The organism is Flavobacterium dankookense (genome assembly GCF_004362665.1).
Classification (GTDB): Bacteria; Bacteroidota; Bacteroidia; order Flavobacteriales; family Flavobacteriaceae; genus Flavobacterium; species Flavobacterium dankookense.
The window spans coordinates 301,882-322,252 of record NZ_SNXR01000015.1 but is presented as its reverse complement, the minus strand read 5'-3'; the positions used below and the strand labels follow the sequence as shown (position 1 = coordinate 322,252).

General features: G+C 34.6%; 11 protein-coding genes. 1 reads left to right on the top strand and 10 read right to left on the bottom strand.

Annotation, left to right across the window (positions count from 1 at the left end; translation table 11 throughout):
- Positions 1–184 precede the first annotated feature (184 nt).
- A complete protein-coding gene (locus BC748_RS11655; protein WP_133533665.1) occupies positions 185–4,300 on the top strand; it encodes a T9SS type A sorting domain-containing protein in 4,116 nt (1,371 codons plus the stop codon).
- Positions 4,301–5,002: 702 nt separating this feature from the next.
- Here BC748_RS11655 and BC748_RS14210 read toward each other — a convergent pair.
- The 10 genes from BC748_RS14210 to nusG all read right to left on the bottom strand — a co-directional run bounded on the left by BC748_RS14210 (position 5,003) and on the right by nusG (position 20,367).
- On the bottom strand, positions 5,003–5,164 hold the full coding sequence (locus BC748_RS14210) for a hypothetical protein (RefSeq protein ID WP_162846458.1): 162 nt from the start codon (positions 5,162–5,164) through the stop codon (positions 5,003–5,005).
- 590 nt (positions 5,165–5,754) lie between these two features.
- A complete protein-coding gene (locus BC748_RS11650) occupies positions 5,755–8,403 on the bottom strand; it encodes a MopE-related protein (protein ID WP_133533664.1) in 2,649 nt (882 codons plus the stop codon).
- Positions 8,404–8,688: 285 nt separating this feature from the next.
- A complete protein-coding gene (locus BC748_RS11645) occupies positions 8,689–9,000 on the bottom strand; it encodes a DUF3467 domain-containing protein (RefSeq protein ID WP_133533663.1) in 312 nt (103 codons plus the stop codon).
- Positions 9,001–9,003: 3 nt separating this feature from the next.
- Positions 9,004–13,314, bottom strand: coding sequence for a DNA-directed RNA polymerase subunit beta' (gene rpoC, locus BC748_RS11640; RefSeq protein WP_133533662.1), 4,311 nt, complete (start codon positions 13,312–13,314; stop codon positions 9,004–9,006).
- Between the two features lie 271 nt (positions 13,315–13,585).
- A complete protein-coding gene (gene rpoB / locus BC748_RS11635; protein WP_133533661.1) occupies positions 13,586–17,398 on the bottom strand; it encodes a DNA-directed RNA polymerase subunit beta in 3,813 nt (1,270 codons plus the stop codon).
- A 263-nt stretch (positions 17,399–17,661) separates the two neighbouring features.
- Positions 17,662–18,036, bottom strand: a complete 375-nt coding sequence (gene rplL / locus BC748_RS11630; protein WP_133533660.1) for a 50S ribosomal protein L7/L12 — start codon at positions 18,034–18,036, stop codon at positions 17,662–17,664.
- 53 nt (positions 18,037–18,089) lie between these two features.
- On the bottom strand, positions 18,090–18,590 hold the full coding sequence (rplJ, locus tag BC748_RS11625) for a 50S ribosomal protein L10 (RefSeq protein WP_133533659.1): 501 nt from the start codon (positions 18,588–18,590) through the stop codon (positions 18,090–18,092).
- Positions 18,591–18,613: 23 nt separating this feature from the next.
- On the bottom strand, positions 18,614–19,303 hold the full coding sequence (rplA, locus tag BC748_RS11620; protein ID WP_133533658.1) for a 50S ribosomal protein L1: 690 nt from the start codon (positions 19,301–19,303) through the stop codon (positions 18,614–18,616).
- 8 nt (positions 19,304–19,311) lie between these two features.
- The gene (rplK, locus tag BC748_RS11615) at positions 19,312–19,752 is read right to left on the bottom strand and encodes a 50S ribosomal protein L11 (protein WP_133533657.1); all 441 of its coding nucleotides are present in this window, start codon (positions 19,750–19,752) and stop codon (positions 19,312–19,314) included.
- A gap of 63 nt (positions 19,753–19,815) precedes the next feature.
- Positions 19,816–20,367 carry a transcription termination/antitermination protein NusG gene (nusG, locus tag BC748_RS11610; protein ID WP_133533656.1) on the bottom strand — a complete coding sequence of 184 codons (552 nt, stop codon included), beginning with the start codon at positions 20,365–20,367 and terminating at the stop codon, positions 19,816–19,818.
- Positions 20,368–20,371 lie beyond the last annotated feature (4 nt).

The following is a 20,371-nucleotide window of genomic DNA, read 5'->3' as shown; positions in this document are numbered from 1 at the left end:
AAAAACCTAAAAATCAATTATTTAAATTTACAAAAAAGAACTATTTACCAAAAAAAAGATACTTATTCAAACAATAAACGTTAACTTATCTTGAAAGTTATCGACATTTTTTTGCATACATCAATAAAAAAAGTAAATTTGTTAATTATTCTGTTTCAAATCAACATTTTTAATACTCAATAATATGAGAAAAAATTATTCTTTTAATTCATCATGGTGGAAAATAGTGCATGCTAATTCAAAACTAACTTTTAGCATAGTATTGGTTTATTTCTTTTCATGTATAAATACTATTTATTCACAAACCACACATATTTCACCTACTGGGAATGGTGGTTTTGAAGTTGGAAACACATTACTTTTGAATGGTTGGTTTTCACCTGCAGCTGGAGGAGCTACTAGAAATCAATGGACAGTTGATACAGGCGTTGTAGGAAGAACTGCAACAAACTGTGCCTTTGTGACAAATAACACAGGTGCAACACCTGATCCACATGCATACACTTTAACAGCGTCAAGAGCAACTCATTTTTACAGAGATATAACAATTCCAGCTACAGAAGATGATATTAAACTAAATTTTCGTTGGATTGCTGCAGGAGAAACAACTTTTGACAGAATGAGAATATGGTTTGTAACACACCCTACTAACCTTACATCGACTCCAACTTTTGTACCAACTTATGGCACACCAATTACTGCAAATGGTGTTGTTGGTGGCATCAATTCCAGACTAACTGTAAATACTTTAGACCCAACCAATGGAAGATTAGACTATAACAATCAAGCTACTTGGTTAACTTCACCAGAAATTACAATACCAGCTGTTTATGCTGGTACCGTAGTAAGAGTAATTTTTGAATGGGTTAATAACGCATCATTAGGAACAGCACCGCCTGCAGCAGTCGATGATATATCGCTAGTTTCTTATCCTTTACCTGATAATTGTGCTACTGCTCGACCAATTACTGTAACTTCTACATGTGTACCTAAAACATTTACTAATGTTGGCGCAACAGATAGTGCAACACCTGCTACAAGTTGTGGATTATATGGTGGTGGCGATGTTTGGTATAGCTTTGTTATGCCAGTCAGTGGTTCTGTAACCATAAATGCCTCTGATATTGGCGGTGGAATTGCCGATACAGTAATGCAAGCCTATTATGGAACGTGTGGTAGTTTAACCTCTATTGCCTGTGATGATGATAGTGGACCAGGTTTAGATTCGTTTTTAACAATTACAAGACCTGCGGGTTCTACAGTATATATTAGAGTTTGGGAATATGGTGGTGATAGTTTTGGAACCTTCGGTTTGTGTGTAAGCTCACCAACGTGTTTTGCTCCTACAATTTCCGCACCTATCACACCAACAACGACATCGGCTGCAATAAGCTGGACACCAACCTTTGTTCCAGCTGTTGGTTATCAATATGTACTTTCTACTTCAAATGTTACTCCTGTTTCAGGAACAGCAACAACTGCAACAACGGTTACAATAGGTTCATTAACACCAAATACGGTTTATTATTTCTTTATAAGAAGTGATTGTGGTGCTGGTGATTTTAGTCCTTGGGTTTCAAGCTCGTTTACAACTTTGATTAACCCTCCAGTTACTACTGGAACAACTATTTGTGCTGGTGGAACCGGAACAATAAGTGCTACAGCAACTTGTACAAATTTTATTAGTCTAGGAATGACAATATCAGGTTCTTGGAATGCAGCAACAGATCCAGTAGCTTTTAGACCAGCTACAATTATTACAAGCCCAAGCACATGTAATTTTGCTACAGTAACTTCCAATTATACTGCTTTAACTTTTACAGTTAACATTTCAGGAAATTACACCTTTACCATGGGTAACGATACCGCTTTTGACGGAATGGGTTATATAACTACTGGTTCTTTCGTTGCAGGACAATGTCCTGGCTCAGGAACATGGGTTGATGGTGATGATGATAGTGGCGGAAGCGAACCTATAATGACTAATGTTCCACTAACTGCTGGAACAATATATACTTTATATTCTACTATTTGGGCATTTGGTAACACAGCTATTACTGGAAATTATACTTGGTTTGTAAATGGTCCGCCAGGAGCAAATATTTCTGCTTCAACTGCTGGTGCACTACAGTGGTATACTGCAGCAACAGGTGGTACAGCCATTGCAACAGGAACTCCATTTAATCCAGTTGGAGTGGCAGGTTCAGGTTTAGCGAATACAAATACACCGGGAACATACACTTATTATGCTGCTTGTTCTTCATTTCCAAACATTAGAACAGCTACTAACTTTGTAATTCAAGGACCAACTTCAGTAATTTCTGGAACAGGCTCAGCTTGTGCTAACACTACTATCAGTATAGCATTAACAGGTGTGGCACCTTGGACATTAACATATACTGACGGCACAACTCCAGTAACAGTTACAACATCAACAAACCCTTATACATTTAGTGTTAGTCCTGGTGTAACAACCTCATACACAGTAACTGCCTTACGAGATGCAAATTGTCCTTCTTCTTTACCAGTAAACAGAACAGGTACAGCAACGGTAACTGGAAAAGCATGGAACGGAATTAGCACTAGTGATTGGAGTAATGCAGCCAACTGGCTTCCAGTAGGAATACCTAGCAACACAGATTGTGTATCTATAGGTGTAAGTGCGTTTCCTCCTGTGGTAACTGGAACAACCTATAATGCTTTTGCTGGTAAACTAAATGTAGCAACTGGAGCAACTTTAGTAGTAAACTCTGGAAATTCATTAATAGTAACCGATGAAATTAGAGTAGCAGCCGGTGGAAACATAACACTACAAGACGATGCTAATTTAGTACAAATCACAAATGTAGCTATTAATAACAATGTGGGTAATAATAATAGTGTTACTTACACTAGAATAGGTACACTAAGAAACTATGACTACATCTATTGGTCATCACCTTTTGAATCGTTATACACCTACCAATTCTCTCCAACATCAGGTATAAATTATATCTACAAATGGGATACAAATGCAACAAATAATAACGGTGGACAAGGTAAATGGGCACCTGGAAATGATTTTATTTTGCCAGCAGTTAAAGGTAAAGGATACATTGTTAGAGGTCCAAGCGGACATCCTTCAACACCAACTAACTTTACATTCAGCTTCTCAGGAAAACCAAACAATGGACTTGTAGATATACCAGCACTAAAAGGAACAATTTCAACTGGATTAACTGGAACAAATGGATTCCCTATAACAGCGGAAGATGACAACTGGAATTTATTAGGAAATCCTTACCCATCCGCAATAGATGCCGATACTTTTATTTCTGCTAATGGTGTTCTAGATGGTTTCGTTAAAATATGGTCACACGGAACACAAATTGGTCCAAATGGAGCATCATTCTACGGTAGTGCACAACTAAGTTATGCTGCTAGCGATTATATAACCTATACTCCTGGAGTTGGCTCTGTGCCACCAGGATATAATGGAAAAATCGCTTCTGGTCAAGGATTTTTTGTAAACCTTCTAGAAAGTGAAGCATCTGGAGAAATAATCTATTTTGACAACACTATGCGTTACAGTACGGTGACAAGTCCTTATGACAATTCACAATTCTACAGACAAGCAGAAGAACAAAACATCCAACAAAAAGACAGACTTTGGCTGAACATTGTAGATCAAAACAATAGCAAATTAACAACCTTAATAGGATATGTTGATGGAGCTACCATTGGAAAAGATAGAATGTATGATGCATTTGGTGATAAGGTTGCAGCTTATAATTTTTATTCGAAAATTGGAAATGATGCTTACATTATTCAAGGTCGTCCTTCATTTGACGTAAATGACAGAGTAAACATTGGATACAATGTGCCACAATCAGGAACATATAAAATTGGAATTGATATTGCAGAAGGTATTTTCGCAAACGCTAATCAAGAAATTTACCTAGAAGATACAACTAATGGTATCATTCACGACTTACGTGCTACACCATATTCGTTTACATCAGCAACAGGTAGTTTTGAAAACAGATTTGTGTTAAGATACACCAATGCTAATCTTGGAACAAATGACAATACAGTAAACAACACGTTTACTTATATCAAAAACAACTACATCAATATTCAATCAACAGAAAATATTGCTCAAGTAGATTTGTATGACGTTTCAGGAAAACTTCTAAGTTCAACAGCATTGAATGGAGACAGCACAAGTTTCAGAGAAGTATTCAACTATCCAAATGGAGTTTATTTAGCAAAGATTAAATTAAGCTCAGGTTTAATAATTACAAGAAAATTATTGAACTAATAAAATTCGATAACAATAATAATAAAAAGTAGTGCCGAAAGCACTACTTTTTTTTGTTAAAAAACACTCCAAACTTCATCAATTAGAGCTCTCTTTTCAAATGATTTAAAAAATAAAAATACAATTTTCAGACCGTGGAATAGTATAGAGAACAAAAAAAACTAACCACTAAAAACTAATCCCAAAAAGAATAAACTCTTGAGATAAATAAAAAAAATAAACCATATCAAAAACCAGCATAATAGAAAAATCCTCATTATAATTATAACATCACCTGCCATAATGGTCAAAGTTACATTTTCATTAGAAATAAGAACCAAATCGGTTTCTTGAGCTTCAAAATTAATACCAAAACCCGCCAATTGAAAACTAATATGTGTTGCACTTTAAGGAAAACTCAATTGCTCCATAGCAACAAGATTTTTGATAGGAAAGAGAGTTAGTTAACAGATCTAAAATCATAAGGAGTAAAAAGCACACTATTCAACGGCGCGTTGACATTAAAATCAAATCCTTTCAATGCAAGCTTACTTTCAACTGTCGCAACACCAGAACAACATTACGTTAATCTCTCTAAGAAACAGTATAATATAGCAGTTTAACACTATAAGGTGTTTGAAACAACCAACTTGACATTTGGCTGTTTTCTGCCTTAACCAAACCCATTCGAAGTAATCGACCAAAGCCAACACATAGAGATAACTAATTTTTGTTTTCTCTCGTACGAACAACACCAGTATCCGTTTCAATACTTTCTTTTGAAACACTACCTTTTTTGCTAATAAAGCTTTTGATCCCAAGCTTAAAAAAAGTAAGTTCGCCAACCGTAGCTTCAATCTTTAAAATATTATTTGCTTTAGCCATGTCTTATTAAAATTTTAAATTGATAATCAGTGAAGTAAACAACAAAATCAAAACACAAGACTTTATTGCCTACACTACAAAAACTGAAAAAAAACATAAAAAAGTATTTTGCCAATCGTGATTAATATCCATTCTAACCATTTTGAACATTTCAGCCAATTATAGCTTAAAAATAACTCTAAGAAAGAAAAAATGATATAGAACAATATTCTTATGTCATATATAAAAAATAATAAAGTTATACTTACTCCAGATATAATACCTATATATGTCGTGTATATGTCGTATATAATATGTATATAAATCGTATTTAAGTATAAGGTAATAACAGTAAACATTAACTAAAAACGAGCACTATAAGCAGATTAAAAATGAATAGAATATGCATTTACCCAAGAAATATCCAATGGATAACAGGTATAGAGATCGATAATCAAGAAAAACAATCTTAAAGATCATGAAACTACACAACAAAAAAAGCACTAGCTAGTAACAATCAATGAGTTTTGTAATTATAGAAGATATAAATACTAAAATAAAATACCCCGTCAATCGCTTGACAGGGTATAAAATAAAAAGAGTAAAATAGATTATCTCTTAATCATACGTAATGATTTAGCATTACCATCTTGGCTAACAACTACGTTATAAACTCCAGTTGGATAACGCTCTCCGATAGCTTGTACAGGAATGTCAATTGGTGCAACTTCTCTTTGTTCGATTAGTTTTCCAATCATGTCATAAACCTTAATACTAACCATACTATCACTAGTAGTGTCTAATTTGATACCAAACTCATAATCGTATGGATTTGGATAACCAACAGCTTCAAACCTACTTGTTGCAACTGGTGTAGCTTCTCTAGCAATATTTGGTGAAGTAATAATACAAGTATCACCATATAAGAACTGACCAAGTACTGATGAACCAGGGAAAGAACCTGATGTCATCACGCTTACTCTTACGCCATATACTCCATTTGGAACATAATCTGTAACTAAGTTAAAATTAAACCAGTGTTGCGTTCTATCAATTTGTTGTACACTCAAGATAGTATTTAAAGTATTATCTGAATAACGTGTAACCTCAAAACGATACAAAGTAGCTCTATTCAAACTAGTAGTTGGAATTGTAATTCCTTTGTTTGGAACAACGCCACCACAATAAGCTGTTAAACTTGGTAACGCTGGTGTAGTTACAAAACATGGTGCACCAAATGTTGGCTCAGCAGGGAATGCAGCAGTTGTTCTAACGGCTACATCTACTAAATAAGTAGTGCCATAGTGGAATTCATTTAACATTGTTAAAGAGAACCAGTGTAAGCTTCTATCTAAAGTTTGAACAGTTCCTGTTTCAGTGTTGGTAACTCTAAAACGGTATCCTGTTACTCCTGGTAAACTTGTAGTTGCTATCAATGTAGCCAAAGTTGGCAATGTACCATTACAGTATGACTGCAACTGTGTTGAACCAACTCCTCCAACTGGTGAAGTAACTGGTGGCGTAGAATATGAACAAGGTGAACTGTAGTAACCTACAAAGTTAGTTTGTCCTGCTCTTCTCAGCATTACTCTAACTGAATAAGTAGTAGCATATTGATAATCTGCCAATTGTGTTAAACTAAAGTACTGAACATTTCTATCAATAGTTACTGTTCCGTTTGGACCTGTAACCTCAAATCTATATTCTGCAGCATTAACAGTTCCAACACATGATATTAAAGAACCAATATTAGATAAAGTGGTTCCACAATTTAACATAGTTGATACAAAAGGAGCAAATCCATTGTCTAAGACAGTATCACAATCATTGTCTAAACCATCGTATGGTATTTCTGCCATACCAGGATTAACAGCAGCAATAGTATCATCACAATCCAATCCTAAATTGATAGCACTGTAACCTGCAGGTTCAGTTGCTCCATAACACAGTTCAGTAGTTGTCTCACTAGTAGAATAATTATCGCCATCAGCATCAACATAAAAATTTCCTAATTGATAGATCGCTACATTTGTATCGTCACAGTCTAATCCTAAATTGATTGCACTGTAACCAATCGGCTCTGAAGCACCATAACACAATTCAGTTGTAGTTTCACTTGTAGAATAATTATCGCCATCCGCATCAACATAAAAGTTTCCTAATTGATAAACTTCTTCGTTATCATCATCACAATCAGTAGTATTTAAAACACCACAAGCAACTTGAACATTAACTCCAAATCCATCACCATCACCATCAAAATATTGAATTTGACTGTCATTACAATCAGTGTTATTAGACACATAACCAACTGGAGCACCTGTACAACTAGATTGTGTTACTAATGGATTTCCAAAACCATCAGCATCAGCATCTGCGTAATAAGTAATTGCTGCTGGTAAAGTAGAAGAATAGTTTGTTCCTCCATTATCATCATAACGCAAGGTAGCTAAGGAACGATCAGTTTCAGAATCAGAGTTGATTTGAGCTAAAGTTCTTGTACTAGTATATACATAATAGTGAACAGTACTTCCACAAGCTTGAGCAGGTAAAGTTGCAGTCCAAGATGTTCCAGAACCTGTCGCTTGCACTACAGCAGTTGATGCAGAAAAATTGTTTGTTCCTACTCTATAGCGCACATAAACATTTTCACCACTTGAAGGCGTTGCGCTAGTAGTAATATTGACTACTGTTTGAGTTAGATTAAAACTTTGACTTGTTCTTGATACGGTTACTGGAGCATTGGTTGTATAACCAACATAATATCTAGAATTTGTTCCTGTGTAACCCACATCATTCATAACAAAAGTATATCTGCCGGCAGTACTCATGTTTAGTCCCATATCATTTCCAGTATTGTAAACTGTTCCGTTAACAGCGTTCAAAGCACCTTGACCAATTCCATCAAACACCCATTTGTTTTGAAAACGACTCCCAGAAGGTCCTGAAATGAATAAAAATCCATTTCCACCACCACCAAGCATATTGATAGGAGTAACATTGCCTCCTGAAGGCTGTACGTTGATTGTGGTAGCCCATTGACCTCTTCCATCAGTTGGAGTTCCTGTTGAGACAGAAACCCTTCTAAAACTAGTCGTTCTATAATCAGAATTGTACGGTGTTGTAGCGTATCCATTAAACGAACCAACAACTTGAACTGGTTCTCCGCTAAAAATGTTTTGCGCTATTGCATCAACTGAAAACAATGAAGCAGAAACAAAAAATGAACAGAGTAATCCTTTGTGTAAAAATCTTTTCATATTGTAATGATTTAAGTTAAAATTTGACAAATCATCTTACCGCAAATATTTATATTCACAATTTGACAACATAAAATTAACACATTTACATGAGAAAGATTATTCAACAACAACAGCCCTGATAACTATAACGTTTTCGTGTTGATAAATAATCATTTTTAAGTTAATTATCTATCAATAACAAAAATAAAAAGAGGGAAAATTAATGATTTAATAAAAGTTAAAATTATAGTAAAAAAAAAGCCTCCCAAATTTGAGAGGCATTTTTTTAAAAAAAACTTATAATTAAGCCTGACCAGCTGGACCAAAATTCAAAGGAATTTGAGGTTGATCGGTGTCTTTTATTTCACCATTGTTCACTTCAAATCTATGGATATTTTCACCCAATGCTTTAAGAAACCTTTTTGCATGCTGTGGAGTTAAAACAATCCTAGATTTAACCTTTGCCTTAGGAACTCCCGGCATAATAGTAACAAAATCTAAAACAAATTCAGATGCTGAATGATTTATAATGGCTAGATTAGAATAAATTCCATCAGCTGTTTTTTCATCAAGCTCAATATTGATTTGTCCTTGTTGTTGATTATTATCACTCATAACTTAGTATATATATTCTTCTCTTTTAGACATAATTTCATTGAAATCCTCTTTTGAGCCAACAATAGTATGATCGTAATCTCTCATACCTGTACCAGCAGGAATTCTATGTCCAACAATTACATTTTCTTTCAATCCTTCTAATGTATCGACTTTACCTGCAACAGCAGCTTCGTTTAATACTTTAGTAGTTTCTTGGAACGATGCCGCAGAGATGAACGATTTAGTTTGAAGCGAAGCTCTTGTAATACCTTGAAGAACTGGAGTTGCAGTAGCTGTAATTACATCACGAGCAACTACTAAGTTCTTATCATTACGTTTCAATAATGAATTTTCATCTCTCAACTCACGTGGAGAGACAATTTGACCGGCTTTCAACACATCAGAATCTCCACAATCTTCAACCACTTTCATTCCGTATAACTTATCGTTTTCAACAATGAAATCAGCCGTATGAATTAATTGCTCTTCTAAGAATAATGTATCTCCTGGATCTTCAACTCTTACTTTACGCATCATTTGACGGATAACAACTTCGAAGTGTTTGTCATTGATTTTTACACCTTGCAGACGATACACTTCTTGGATTTCGTTAACCAAATACTGTTGAACAGCAGATGGACCTTGAATTCTAAGAATATCTTCTGGTGTTATAGCACCATCAGACAAAGGAACTCCAGCTTTTACGAAGTCATTTTCTTGAACTAGAATTTGATTTGATAGTTTAACTAAATACTTTTTAATCTCTCCAAATTTAGATTCAATTACAATCTCACGGTTACCTCTTTTGATTTTTCCGAAAGAAACAACTCCATCAATTTCTGAAACTACAGCAGGATTAGAAGGATTACGAGCTTCTAACAACTCTGTAATTCTTGGTAAACCTCCAGTAATATCACCTGCTTTTGAAGAACGACGAGGAATTTTCACAAGAATTTTTCCTGCTTTAATTTTCTCTCCATCTTCTACCATAAGGTGAGCTCCAACTGGTAAATTGTAAGTACGGATTAATTCGCCATCTTTTCCATAGATATGTAAAGTTGGTATTAATTTTTTATTTCTTCCTTCAGAGATTACTTTTTCTTGGAAACCAGTTTGCTCATCAATTTCAACCATGAAAGATTGTCCTTGCTCTAAATCTTCGTAACCAACTTTTCCAGTAAATTCAGAAATGATAACTCCATTATATGGATCCCATTTACAAATATCAGCTCCTTTTTCAACCACATCTCCATCTTTTACATAGATAAATGAACCGTAAGGAATGTTGTGAGTACTTAATAGAATTCCAGTTTTAACATCAATTAATTTCAATTCCGTAGAACGTGAGATTACAATATCAACTTTATTTCCATCGTTATCATCACCAACTACAGTTTTTAAATCTTCAATTTCAAGTTTTCCACCAAATCTTGCTACAATTGTTGATTCTTCCGAAACTCCTCCAGCAACTCCACCAACGTGGAATGTACGTAATGTTAACTGTGTTCCAGGCTCACCAATAGATTGTGCAGCGATAACACCAACAGCTTCACCTTTTTGGGTCATTTTTCCAGTAGCTAAGTTTCTTCCGTAACATTTAGCACAAATACCTTTTTTAGCTTCACAAGTCAATGGTGAACGAACTTCCACTTTTTCAACTGGAGATTCTTCAATTGCTTTAACGATAGCTTCAGTAATTTGTTCACCAGCGTGAACTAATATATTTGAATCAAGAGGATTAATAACGTCTTGTAGTGCAACACGTCCTAAAATTCTTTCTCCTAATGTTTCAACAATTTCTTCGTTTTTCTTTAAAGCAGAAACTTCAATTCCTCTTAATGTACCACAATCTACAGAGTTTACAATAACATCTTGAGAAACGTCATGTAATCTACGAGTTAAGTAACCTGCATCGGCAGTTTTAAGAGCCGTATCCGCAAGTCCTTTACGCGCACCGTGAGTAGAAATAAAGTACTCAAGGATAGAAAGACCTTCTTTAAAGTTAGAAAGAATTGGGTTTTCAATAATTTCACCACCACCAGCAGTAGATTTTTTAGGCTTAGCCATCAAACCACGCATACCAGTTAACTGACGAATTTGTTCTTTAGATCCACGCGCTCCAGAGTCAAGCATCATATATACCGAGTTGAAACCTTGTTGGTCCTCACGGATATTCTTCATTGCTAATTCTGTTAATTGCGCATTGGCAGAAGTCCAGATATCAATAACTTGGTTGTAACGTTCGTTATTGGTAATAAGTCCCATGTTGTAGTTTAACGAAATTCCTTCTACTTGTTCTCTTGCATCAGCAATCAATTTAGTTTTTTGTTCAGGAATTCTAATATCACCTAATGAGAATGACAAACCACCTTTGAAAGCGAATTTATATCCCATATCTTTCATTTCATCAAGGAAAGCAGCAGTTGTAGGAACATCAGTTACCGACAAGATTTTTCCAATAATATCACGTAAAGATTTTTTAGTTAATACTTCGTTTATATAACCTGCAGCTTGTGGAACCACTTCATTAAATAGAACTCTTCCTGCAGTTGTTTGAATAATTTTATAAACTAATTCTCCATTTTCATTAAAATCTTTAGCTCTAATTTTAACTCTTGCATTCAATTCAACTCTTCCTTCGTTTAATGCAATATTACATTCTTCGGCAGAATAGAATGTCAAATCTTGACCTAAAATTGGATGCTCTGGAGTTGATAATCTTTCTTTGGTCATATAATAAAGACCAAGAACCATGTCTTGAGATGGAACGGTAATTGGCGCACCATTTGCAGGATTCAAGATATTGTGCGAAGCCAACATTAATAATTGTGCTTCCAAAATAGCTTCAGGTCCAAGTGGCAAGTGAACTGCCATCTGGTCACCATCAAAATCCGCGTTGAATGCTGTACATACCAATGGGTGTAATTGGATAGCTTTTCCTTCAATTAATTTTGGTTGGAAAGCTTGAATACCCAATCTGTGTAATGTAGGAGCACGATTCAGTAATACTGGATGTCCTTTAATTACATTTTCTAAAATATCCCAAACTACTGGTTCTTTTTTATCAATTATTTTTTTAGCCGATTTAACTGTTTTAACAATTCCTCTTTCGATTAATTTACGAATAACGAATGGTTTGTATAATTCAGCAGCCATATCTTTTGGAAGACCACATTCGAACAATTTCATTTCTGGTCCAACAACAATTACTGAACGTGCAGAATAATCAACACGTTTTCCTAATAAGTTTTGACGGAAACGACCTTGCTTACCTTTTAACGAGTCAGAAAGTGATTTTAATGGTCTATTTGATTCTGTTTTAACTGCAGAAGCTTTACGTGTGTTATCAAACAATGAATCTACAGATTCTTGTAACATACGCTTTTCGTTTCTTAAGATAACTTCTGGAGCTTTGATTTCCATTAATCTTTTTAAACGGTTGTTTCTGATGATAACTCTACGGTACAAATCATTCAAATCAGATGTCGCGAAACGACCACCATCAAGTGGCACTAACGGACGTAATTCTGGTGGAATAACTGGTATAACTTTAAGAATCATCCATTCTGGACGGTTTTCTCTATTTAGATTTGCTTCACGGAAAGATTCAACAACTTGCAATCTTTTTAACGCTTCTGTTTTTCTTTGTTTAGATGTTTCGTTATTAGCGCTATGTCTTAAATCATAAGACAATGCATCTAAATCTGTACGCGCTAATAAATCCATAATACATTCAGCACCCATTTTGGCAATGAATTTATTTGGATCATTATCATCTAAATATTGATTTTCCATTGGAAGTGTATCTAAAATATTTAGATATTCTTCTTCAGTCAAAAAGTCTAGTCTTTGAAGTGATTCTCCTTCAGCATTTTGAGCGATACCTGCTTGAATTACTACATATCTTTCGTAGTAGATAATCATATCTAATTTCTTAGATGGCAATCCAAGTATGTAACCAATTTTGTTTGGAAGTGAACGGAAATACCAAATGTGAGCAATTGGCACAACAAGATTGATGTGTCCTACTCTATCACGACGTACTTTTTTCTCTGTAACTTCAACACCACATCGGTCACAAACAATTCCTTTGTAGCGAATTCTTTTGTATTTTCCACAAGCACATTCGAAATCTTTTACTGGTCCGAAAATTCTTTCGCAGAAAAGACCATCACGTTCTGGTTTGTGAGTTCTATAATTGATAGTTTCCGGTTTTAAAACCTCACCTCTTGACTCTGCCAAGATTGATTCTGGTGAAGCCAAACCAATTGAAATTCTATCAAATCTTTTGATAGTATTCTTATTGTCCTTATTGTTTCTATTATTCATCATAGTTTTTACTATTGATTTATTTGCAATTAAAATTGAATTTAGATTTATGATTTTCCTCTTAAAAAGAGTATATCATTCAGCTACTACCTCGAGTTACTTCTCAAAACCTCAAGTCTCTTTCACCTTGAAGTGCTAGTTATACAACTTACTATTATATAAAAAATCGGAACGGTTTACGGGTATAAATCTTTAAAAACTTATTTTGAAAAAGTATCCAGTTTTCAGTTTCAGTCAGCATTATTGCTAACTGAAACTTATACTGTTTACTTGTTTATTCTTCTAATCTGATGTCTAATCCAAGACCTTTCAATTCATGCATTAATACATTGAATGATTCTGGCAATCCTGGTTCTGGCATAGTTTCACCTTTTACGATTGCTTCGTAAGTTTTAGCTCTACCAATTACGTCATCCGATTTAACAGTCAATATTTCACGAAGTGTACTTGACGCACCGTATGCTTCAAGTGCCCAAACCTCCATTTCTCCAAAACGCTGACCTCCAAATTGAGCTTTACCTCCAAGTGGTTGTTGCGTGATAAGTGAGTATGGTCCAATTGAACGTGCGTGCATTTTATCGTCAACCATGTGTCCAAGTTTCAACATATAGATAACTCCAACTGTTGCTGCTTGGTGGAAACGTTCTCCAGTTCCTCCATCATATAAATACGTATGACCAAATCTTGGAATTCCTGCTTCGTCTGTTAATTCATTAATTTGATCTAAAGTTGCTCCGTCAAAAATTGGTGTAGCATATTTTCTACCCAAATTCATTCCAGCCCAACCAAGAACAGTTTCATAAATTTGTCCAATGTTCATACGAGAAGGTACACCAAGTGGATTTAATACAATATCAACTGGCGTTCCATCCTCAAGGAATGGCATATCTTCGTGACGAACAATACGTGCAACAATACCTTTGTTACCGTGACGTCCAGCCATTTTATCACCCACTTTTAGTTTACGTTTTTTAGCAATATAAACTTTTGCTAATTTCAGTATTCCAGCTGGTAATTCATCTCCAACAGTGATGGTAAATTTCTCTCTTCTTAACGCACCTTGTAAATCGTTTAATTTGATTTTGTAGTTGTGAATTAAGTCGTTAACCAATCTGTTAGTTTCGTCATCAGAAACCCATTGCCCTTTTGTTAAGTGAGCAAAATCCTCAACTGATTGCAACATTTTTTTAGAGTATTTTTTTCCTTTTGGAAGTACTTCTTCTCCTAAGTCATTCATTACTCCTTGCGATGTTTTACCATCAACAATTACAAACAATTTTTCGATTAATCTGTCTTTTAACTCAACAAATTTAGTTTCAAATTCCATTTCTAAAGATGTCAAATCATCTTTATCTTTGGTACGTTTCTTTTTATCTTTTACCGCTCTAGCGAATAATTTTTTATCCAAAACTACACCGTGTAATGAAGGAGATGCTTTTAACGATGCATCTTTTACATCACCAGCTTTATCACCGAAGATAGCTCTTAAAAGTTTTTCTTCTGGAGTTGGGTCTGATTCTCCTTTAGGTGTAATTTTTCCGATTAGAATATCGCCAGGTTTTACTTCAGCACCAATTCTAATCATACCATTTTCATCTAAATCTTTTGTTGCTTCTTCAGAAACGTTAGGAATATCATTAGTTAACTCTTCGTTACCTAATTTAGTATCTCTAACTTCTAATGAATAATCATCTACGTGGATTGAGGTGAAAATATCATCACGAACTACTTTTTCAGAGATTACAATTGCATCCTCGAAGTTATAACCTTTCCATGGCATAAACGCTACTTTAAGATTTCTTCCTAGTGCTAATTCTCCATTTTGAGTAGCATATCCTTCACAAAGAACTTGACCTAATTTAACTCTATCTCCTTTTCTTACAATAGGTTTTAGGTTAATAGAAGTACTTTGATTCGTTTTTCTAAATTTAATTAATTGGTATGTTTTTTCATCAGCGTCAAAACTTACCATTCTTTCTTCTTCCGTTCTGTCGTATTTGATAGTAATCATATTAGCATCAACGTATTCAACAGTTCCGTTTCCTTCTGCGTTAATTAAAACTCTTGAATCTGAAGCCACTTGTCTTTCAAGACCAGTTCCAACGATTGGAGCTTCTGGACGTAATAATGGAACGGCTTGACGCATCATGTTTGATCCCATCAAGGCACGGTTCGCATCATCATGTTCCAAGAAAGGAATTAATGAAGCCGAAATAGAAGCAATTTGATTAGGTGCAACGTCAGTGTAATGAATTTCATTTGGATCTACAACTGGGAAATCACCTTCTTCACGAGCAATAACTTTATCAGCAGTAATTTTTCCTTTTCCATCCATTTCGATGTTTGCTTGCGCAATCATTTTACCTTCTTCTTCTTCAGCGCTCAAGTAAATTGGTTCAGAAGTTAAGTCAACAGTTCCGTTAGTTACTTTACGGTAAGGAGTTTCGATGAATCCCATTCCGTTAACTTTTGCATAAACCCCTAGAGATGAAATCAATCCAATGTTCGGTCCTTCAGGAGTTTCAATTGGACAAAGTCTTCCGTAGTGTGTATAGTGAACGTCACGAACCTCGAAACCAGCTCTTTCTCTAGAAAGTCCGCCTGGTCCAAGTGCTGATAATCTTCTTTTGTGTGTAATCTCAGCTAATGGATTGGTTTGATCCATAAATTGAGATAACTGATTAGTACCAAAGAAAGAGTTGATAACCGATGATAATGTCTTAGCATTAATCAAATCGATTGGTGTAAACACCTCGTTATCTCTAACGTTCATTCTCTCACGAATAGTTCTAGCCATACGAGCTAAACCAACACCAAATTGTTGAGAAAGTTGTTCACCAACAGTTCTAACACGACGGTTTGATAAGTGATCAATATCATCAATATCAGCTTTCGCATTAATTAATTCGATCAAATATTTGATGATAGTAATGATATCTTCTTTAGTTAAAACTTGCTTTTCCATTGGAATATCAAGGTTTAACTTTTTGTTCATTCTATAACGACCTACTTCACCTAGGTTATAACGTTGGTCAGAGAAGAATAATTTATCAATAATACCACGCGCTGTTTCTTCATCAGGCGGTTCAGCATTACGTAATTGTCTATATATATGTTCAACAGCTTCTTTTTCAGAGTTTGTTGGATCTTTTTGCAATGTGTTATGGATAATTGCATAATCAACTTGATTATTATCCTCTTTGTGTAACAAAATTGATTTTACATTAGAATCAATGATTTCTTCCACATTATCTTTGTCGATAATCGTATCACGATCTAATATAATTTCGTTACGCTCGATAGAAACTACTTCACCAGTATCTTCATCAACGAAATCTTCGTGCCATGTGTTCAATACACGGGCAGCTAATTTTCTACCGATATATTTTTTAAGTCCTGTTTTTGAAACTTTTATTTCTTCTGCAAGGTCAAAAATTTCAAGAATATCTTTATCTCTTTCAAATCCAATAGCACGTAAAAGAGTTGTAACAGGTAATTTTTTCTTTCTATCGATATACGCATACATTACGTTGTTGATATCGGTAGCGAATTCTATCCAAGAACCTTTGAAAGGAATTACTCTGGCAGAATATAATTTGGTTCCATTTGCATGGAATGATTGACCAAAGAAAACGCCTGGAGAACGGTGTAACTGAGATACAACAACTCTTTCGGCACCATTGATAACAAATGTACCACTCGGTGTCATGTATGGAATTGTACCAAGATATACGTCTTGAACAATCGTTTCAAAATCCTCGTGTTCTGGATCTGTACAGTATAATTTTAGTCTAGCTTTAAGCGGAACGCTATAAGTTAAACCTCTATCAATACACTCTTCAATTGTATAACGTGGTGGATCAACGAAGTAATCTAAAAATTCTAATACAAATTGGTTTCTTGTATCAGTTATTGGGAAGTTCTCCATGAAGGTATTGTATAAACCTTCGTTGCCTCTTTCGTCAGATTTCGTTTCTAATTGGAAGAAATCTTTAAAAGACTTAACCTGAACATCTAGAAAATCTGGATATTGAGGTATGTTTTTTGTTGAGGCAAAATTCAATCTTTCAGTCTGATTTGTTATCATCAATGGACAAAATTTTGATTTAAAAAAAGTAATTTTTGTGTAAAAACACTGTTCAATCTCTACTTTCCTTTTTTTTATAATCAATACCTCTTAAAAATAAACCAGGAAAAATTGTCTATTTTTTTCTTCGTAATGATTAAAAGCTCCATCGTAATTTGAGCTAATGCAGTAATAAAATATATATAATTTTATTATACGAAAAATGGTTTAGGTCTTTGATGGTTAACTCAAGACCTAAACCTAGTTCCAAAACTGGTGTTTTATTATTTTAATTCAACAACAGCTCCAGCTTCTTCTAAAGATTTTTTCAAACCTTCAGCTTCAGCTTTAGTAACTCCTTCTTTAATATTAGATGGTGCACCGTCAACTAAATCTTTTGCTTCTTTTAAGCCAAGACCTGTTAATTCTTTAACTGCTTTTACAACTGCTAATTTAGAAGCACCAGCATCTTTCAATACTACTGTAAATTCAGTTTGCTCTTCAGCAGCTTCAGCTCCAGCACCTCCACCAGCAGCAACTACTACAGCTGCAGCAGCAGGCTCGATACCATACTCATCTTTTAATATTGTAGCTAAATCGTTAACTTCTTTTACTGTAAGGTTAACTAATTGTTCTGCGAATTGTTTCAAATCTGCCATTTTTTCTATCGTTTAAAATGTTCTTTAATTATTATTTTTTTAGTCTGCTCTAATTATTCTGCTGCTTCACCTTTTTTCTCAGCATTGTTTAATAACGCTGAAATAATACGCTGAGCAGGAGATTGAAGTAATCCAATGATTTCTCCAATAACTTCTTCTTTAGATTTCAATGAAGCCAAGCTATCTAAAAGGTTATCACCGATGTATATTTCACCATTGATATAAGCTCCTTTGAAAGCTGGTTTATCTGATTTTTTTCTAAAATCTTTAATGATTTTTGCAGGCGAATTTGCGATATCTGCAATAAAAATGGAAGAGTTTCCTTTTAATACAGATGTCAAATCACCATAATCATTACTTGAAGCTTCCATTGCTTTTTCAAGCAAAGTGTTCTTTACTACTTCTAATTTGATACCTGCTTTGAAACAAGCTCTTCTTAAACTTGAAGTAGTTTCTGCGTCTAACCCAGAGGTGTCGGCAATATATACTATATTACTTTCGGCCAACTTTGCAGTTAAATCTTCTATCGCGATTGATTTTTCTTCTCTTGTCATAATAAAATATGTTTAACTACCAATTATACTGCTTTAGGATCTAAAGCGATAGCAGGGCTCATTGTAGAAGAGATGTGAATACTCTTAATATATGTTCCTTTAGCTGCAGTTGGTTTTAATTTAACTAGTGTTTGAATAATTTCGTGGGCGTTATCTACAATCTTGTCTGCTTCGAAAGAAATTCTTCCGATACCAGCATGAACGATTCCAGTTTTATCAACTTTAAAGTCGATTTTACCCGCTTTTACTTCAGCAACAGCTTTACCTATTTCCATAGTAACTGTTCCCGTTTTAGGGTTTGGCATTAAACCTCTTGGACCTAATACACGACCCAAAGGACCTAATTTACCCATTATAGCTGGCATAGTGATGATTACATCAACGTCTGTCCAACCATCTTTTATTTTTTGAAGGTAATCATCTAAACCTACGTAATCAGCACCAGCTGCTTTAGCTTCTGCTTCTTTATCTGGAGTAACTAAAGCTAAAACTTTAGTATCTTTACCAGTTCCGTGAGGTAATGTAACAACACCTCTTACCATTTGATTTGCTTTTCTTGGATCAACTCCTAAACGAACAGCAATATCAACTGATTCGTCAAATTTTGCAGAAGCAACCGTTTTCAATAAAGATGAAGCGTCTTTTAATGAATAAAGTTTGTTCTTCTCAATTTTTGAAGCAGCTTCTTTTTGTTTTTTTGTCAATTTTGCCATTTCTTACCTTATTTTAGAGGAGAATCTCCAGTTACAGTTATACCCATAGATCTAGCTGTTCCAGCAATCATACTCATAGCAGATTCAATTGTGAAAGCGTTTAAATCAGTCATCTTGTCTTCAGCGATAATCTTAATTTGATCCCAAGTTACATTAGCAACTTTTTTTCTGTTTGGCTCGCCTGAACCAGATTTCAATTTAGCAGCATCCAATAATTGAATTGCAGCAGGTGGAGTTTTTACAACAAAATCAAACGATTTGTCTTTATACACGGTAATTTGTACCGGTAACACTTTGCCAGGTTGATCTTGAGTTCTAGCATTAAATTGCTTACAAAACTCCATGATATTAACACCAGCAGCTCCCAGAGCAGGTCCAACCGGTGGCGATGGGTTCGCAGCACCTCCCTTAACTTGTAGTTTAACTACTTTACTAATCTCTTTAGCCATTGTTTTTAAAATTTACAATAAAATGTGGAAGCAAATTATTGCGGTTTATAATAGTGTAACAAATTATACTTTTTCAACTTGCATGAAACTCAATTCTAAAGGCGTTTTTCTTCCGAAAATTTTAACCATTACTTCAAGTTTACGCTTTTCTTCATTTATCTTTTCAATTGTTCCATTGAAACCATTGAAAGGACCATCAATAACTTTAATAGTTTCTCCAATATTGAAAGGAATATTTTGAGTATCTGTATTAACAGCCAACTCATCAACTTTCCCTAACATTCTGTTCACCTCAGACATTCTTAAAGGAACTGGATCACCTCCCTTTACCTCACCTAAAAAACCAATAACTCCTGTTATAGATTTAATAATATGAGGAATTTCACCTGTAAGGTTAGCTTCAATCATTACATATCCTGGAAAATAAACCTTGTCTTTGGATATTTTCTTGCCATCCTTAACTTGAAAAACCTTTTCAGTTGGCACCAAAACCTGAGAAATAAAATCAGCCATACCGATTCTACTAATTTCAGTTTCAATATAAGACTTAACCTTATTTTCTTGTCCGCTAACGGCTCTTACAACATACCACTTTTTTGCACTAATATCAGCCATGTTT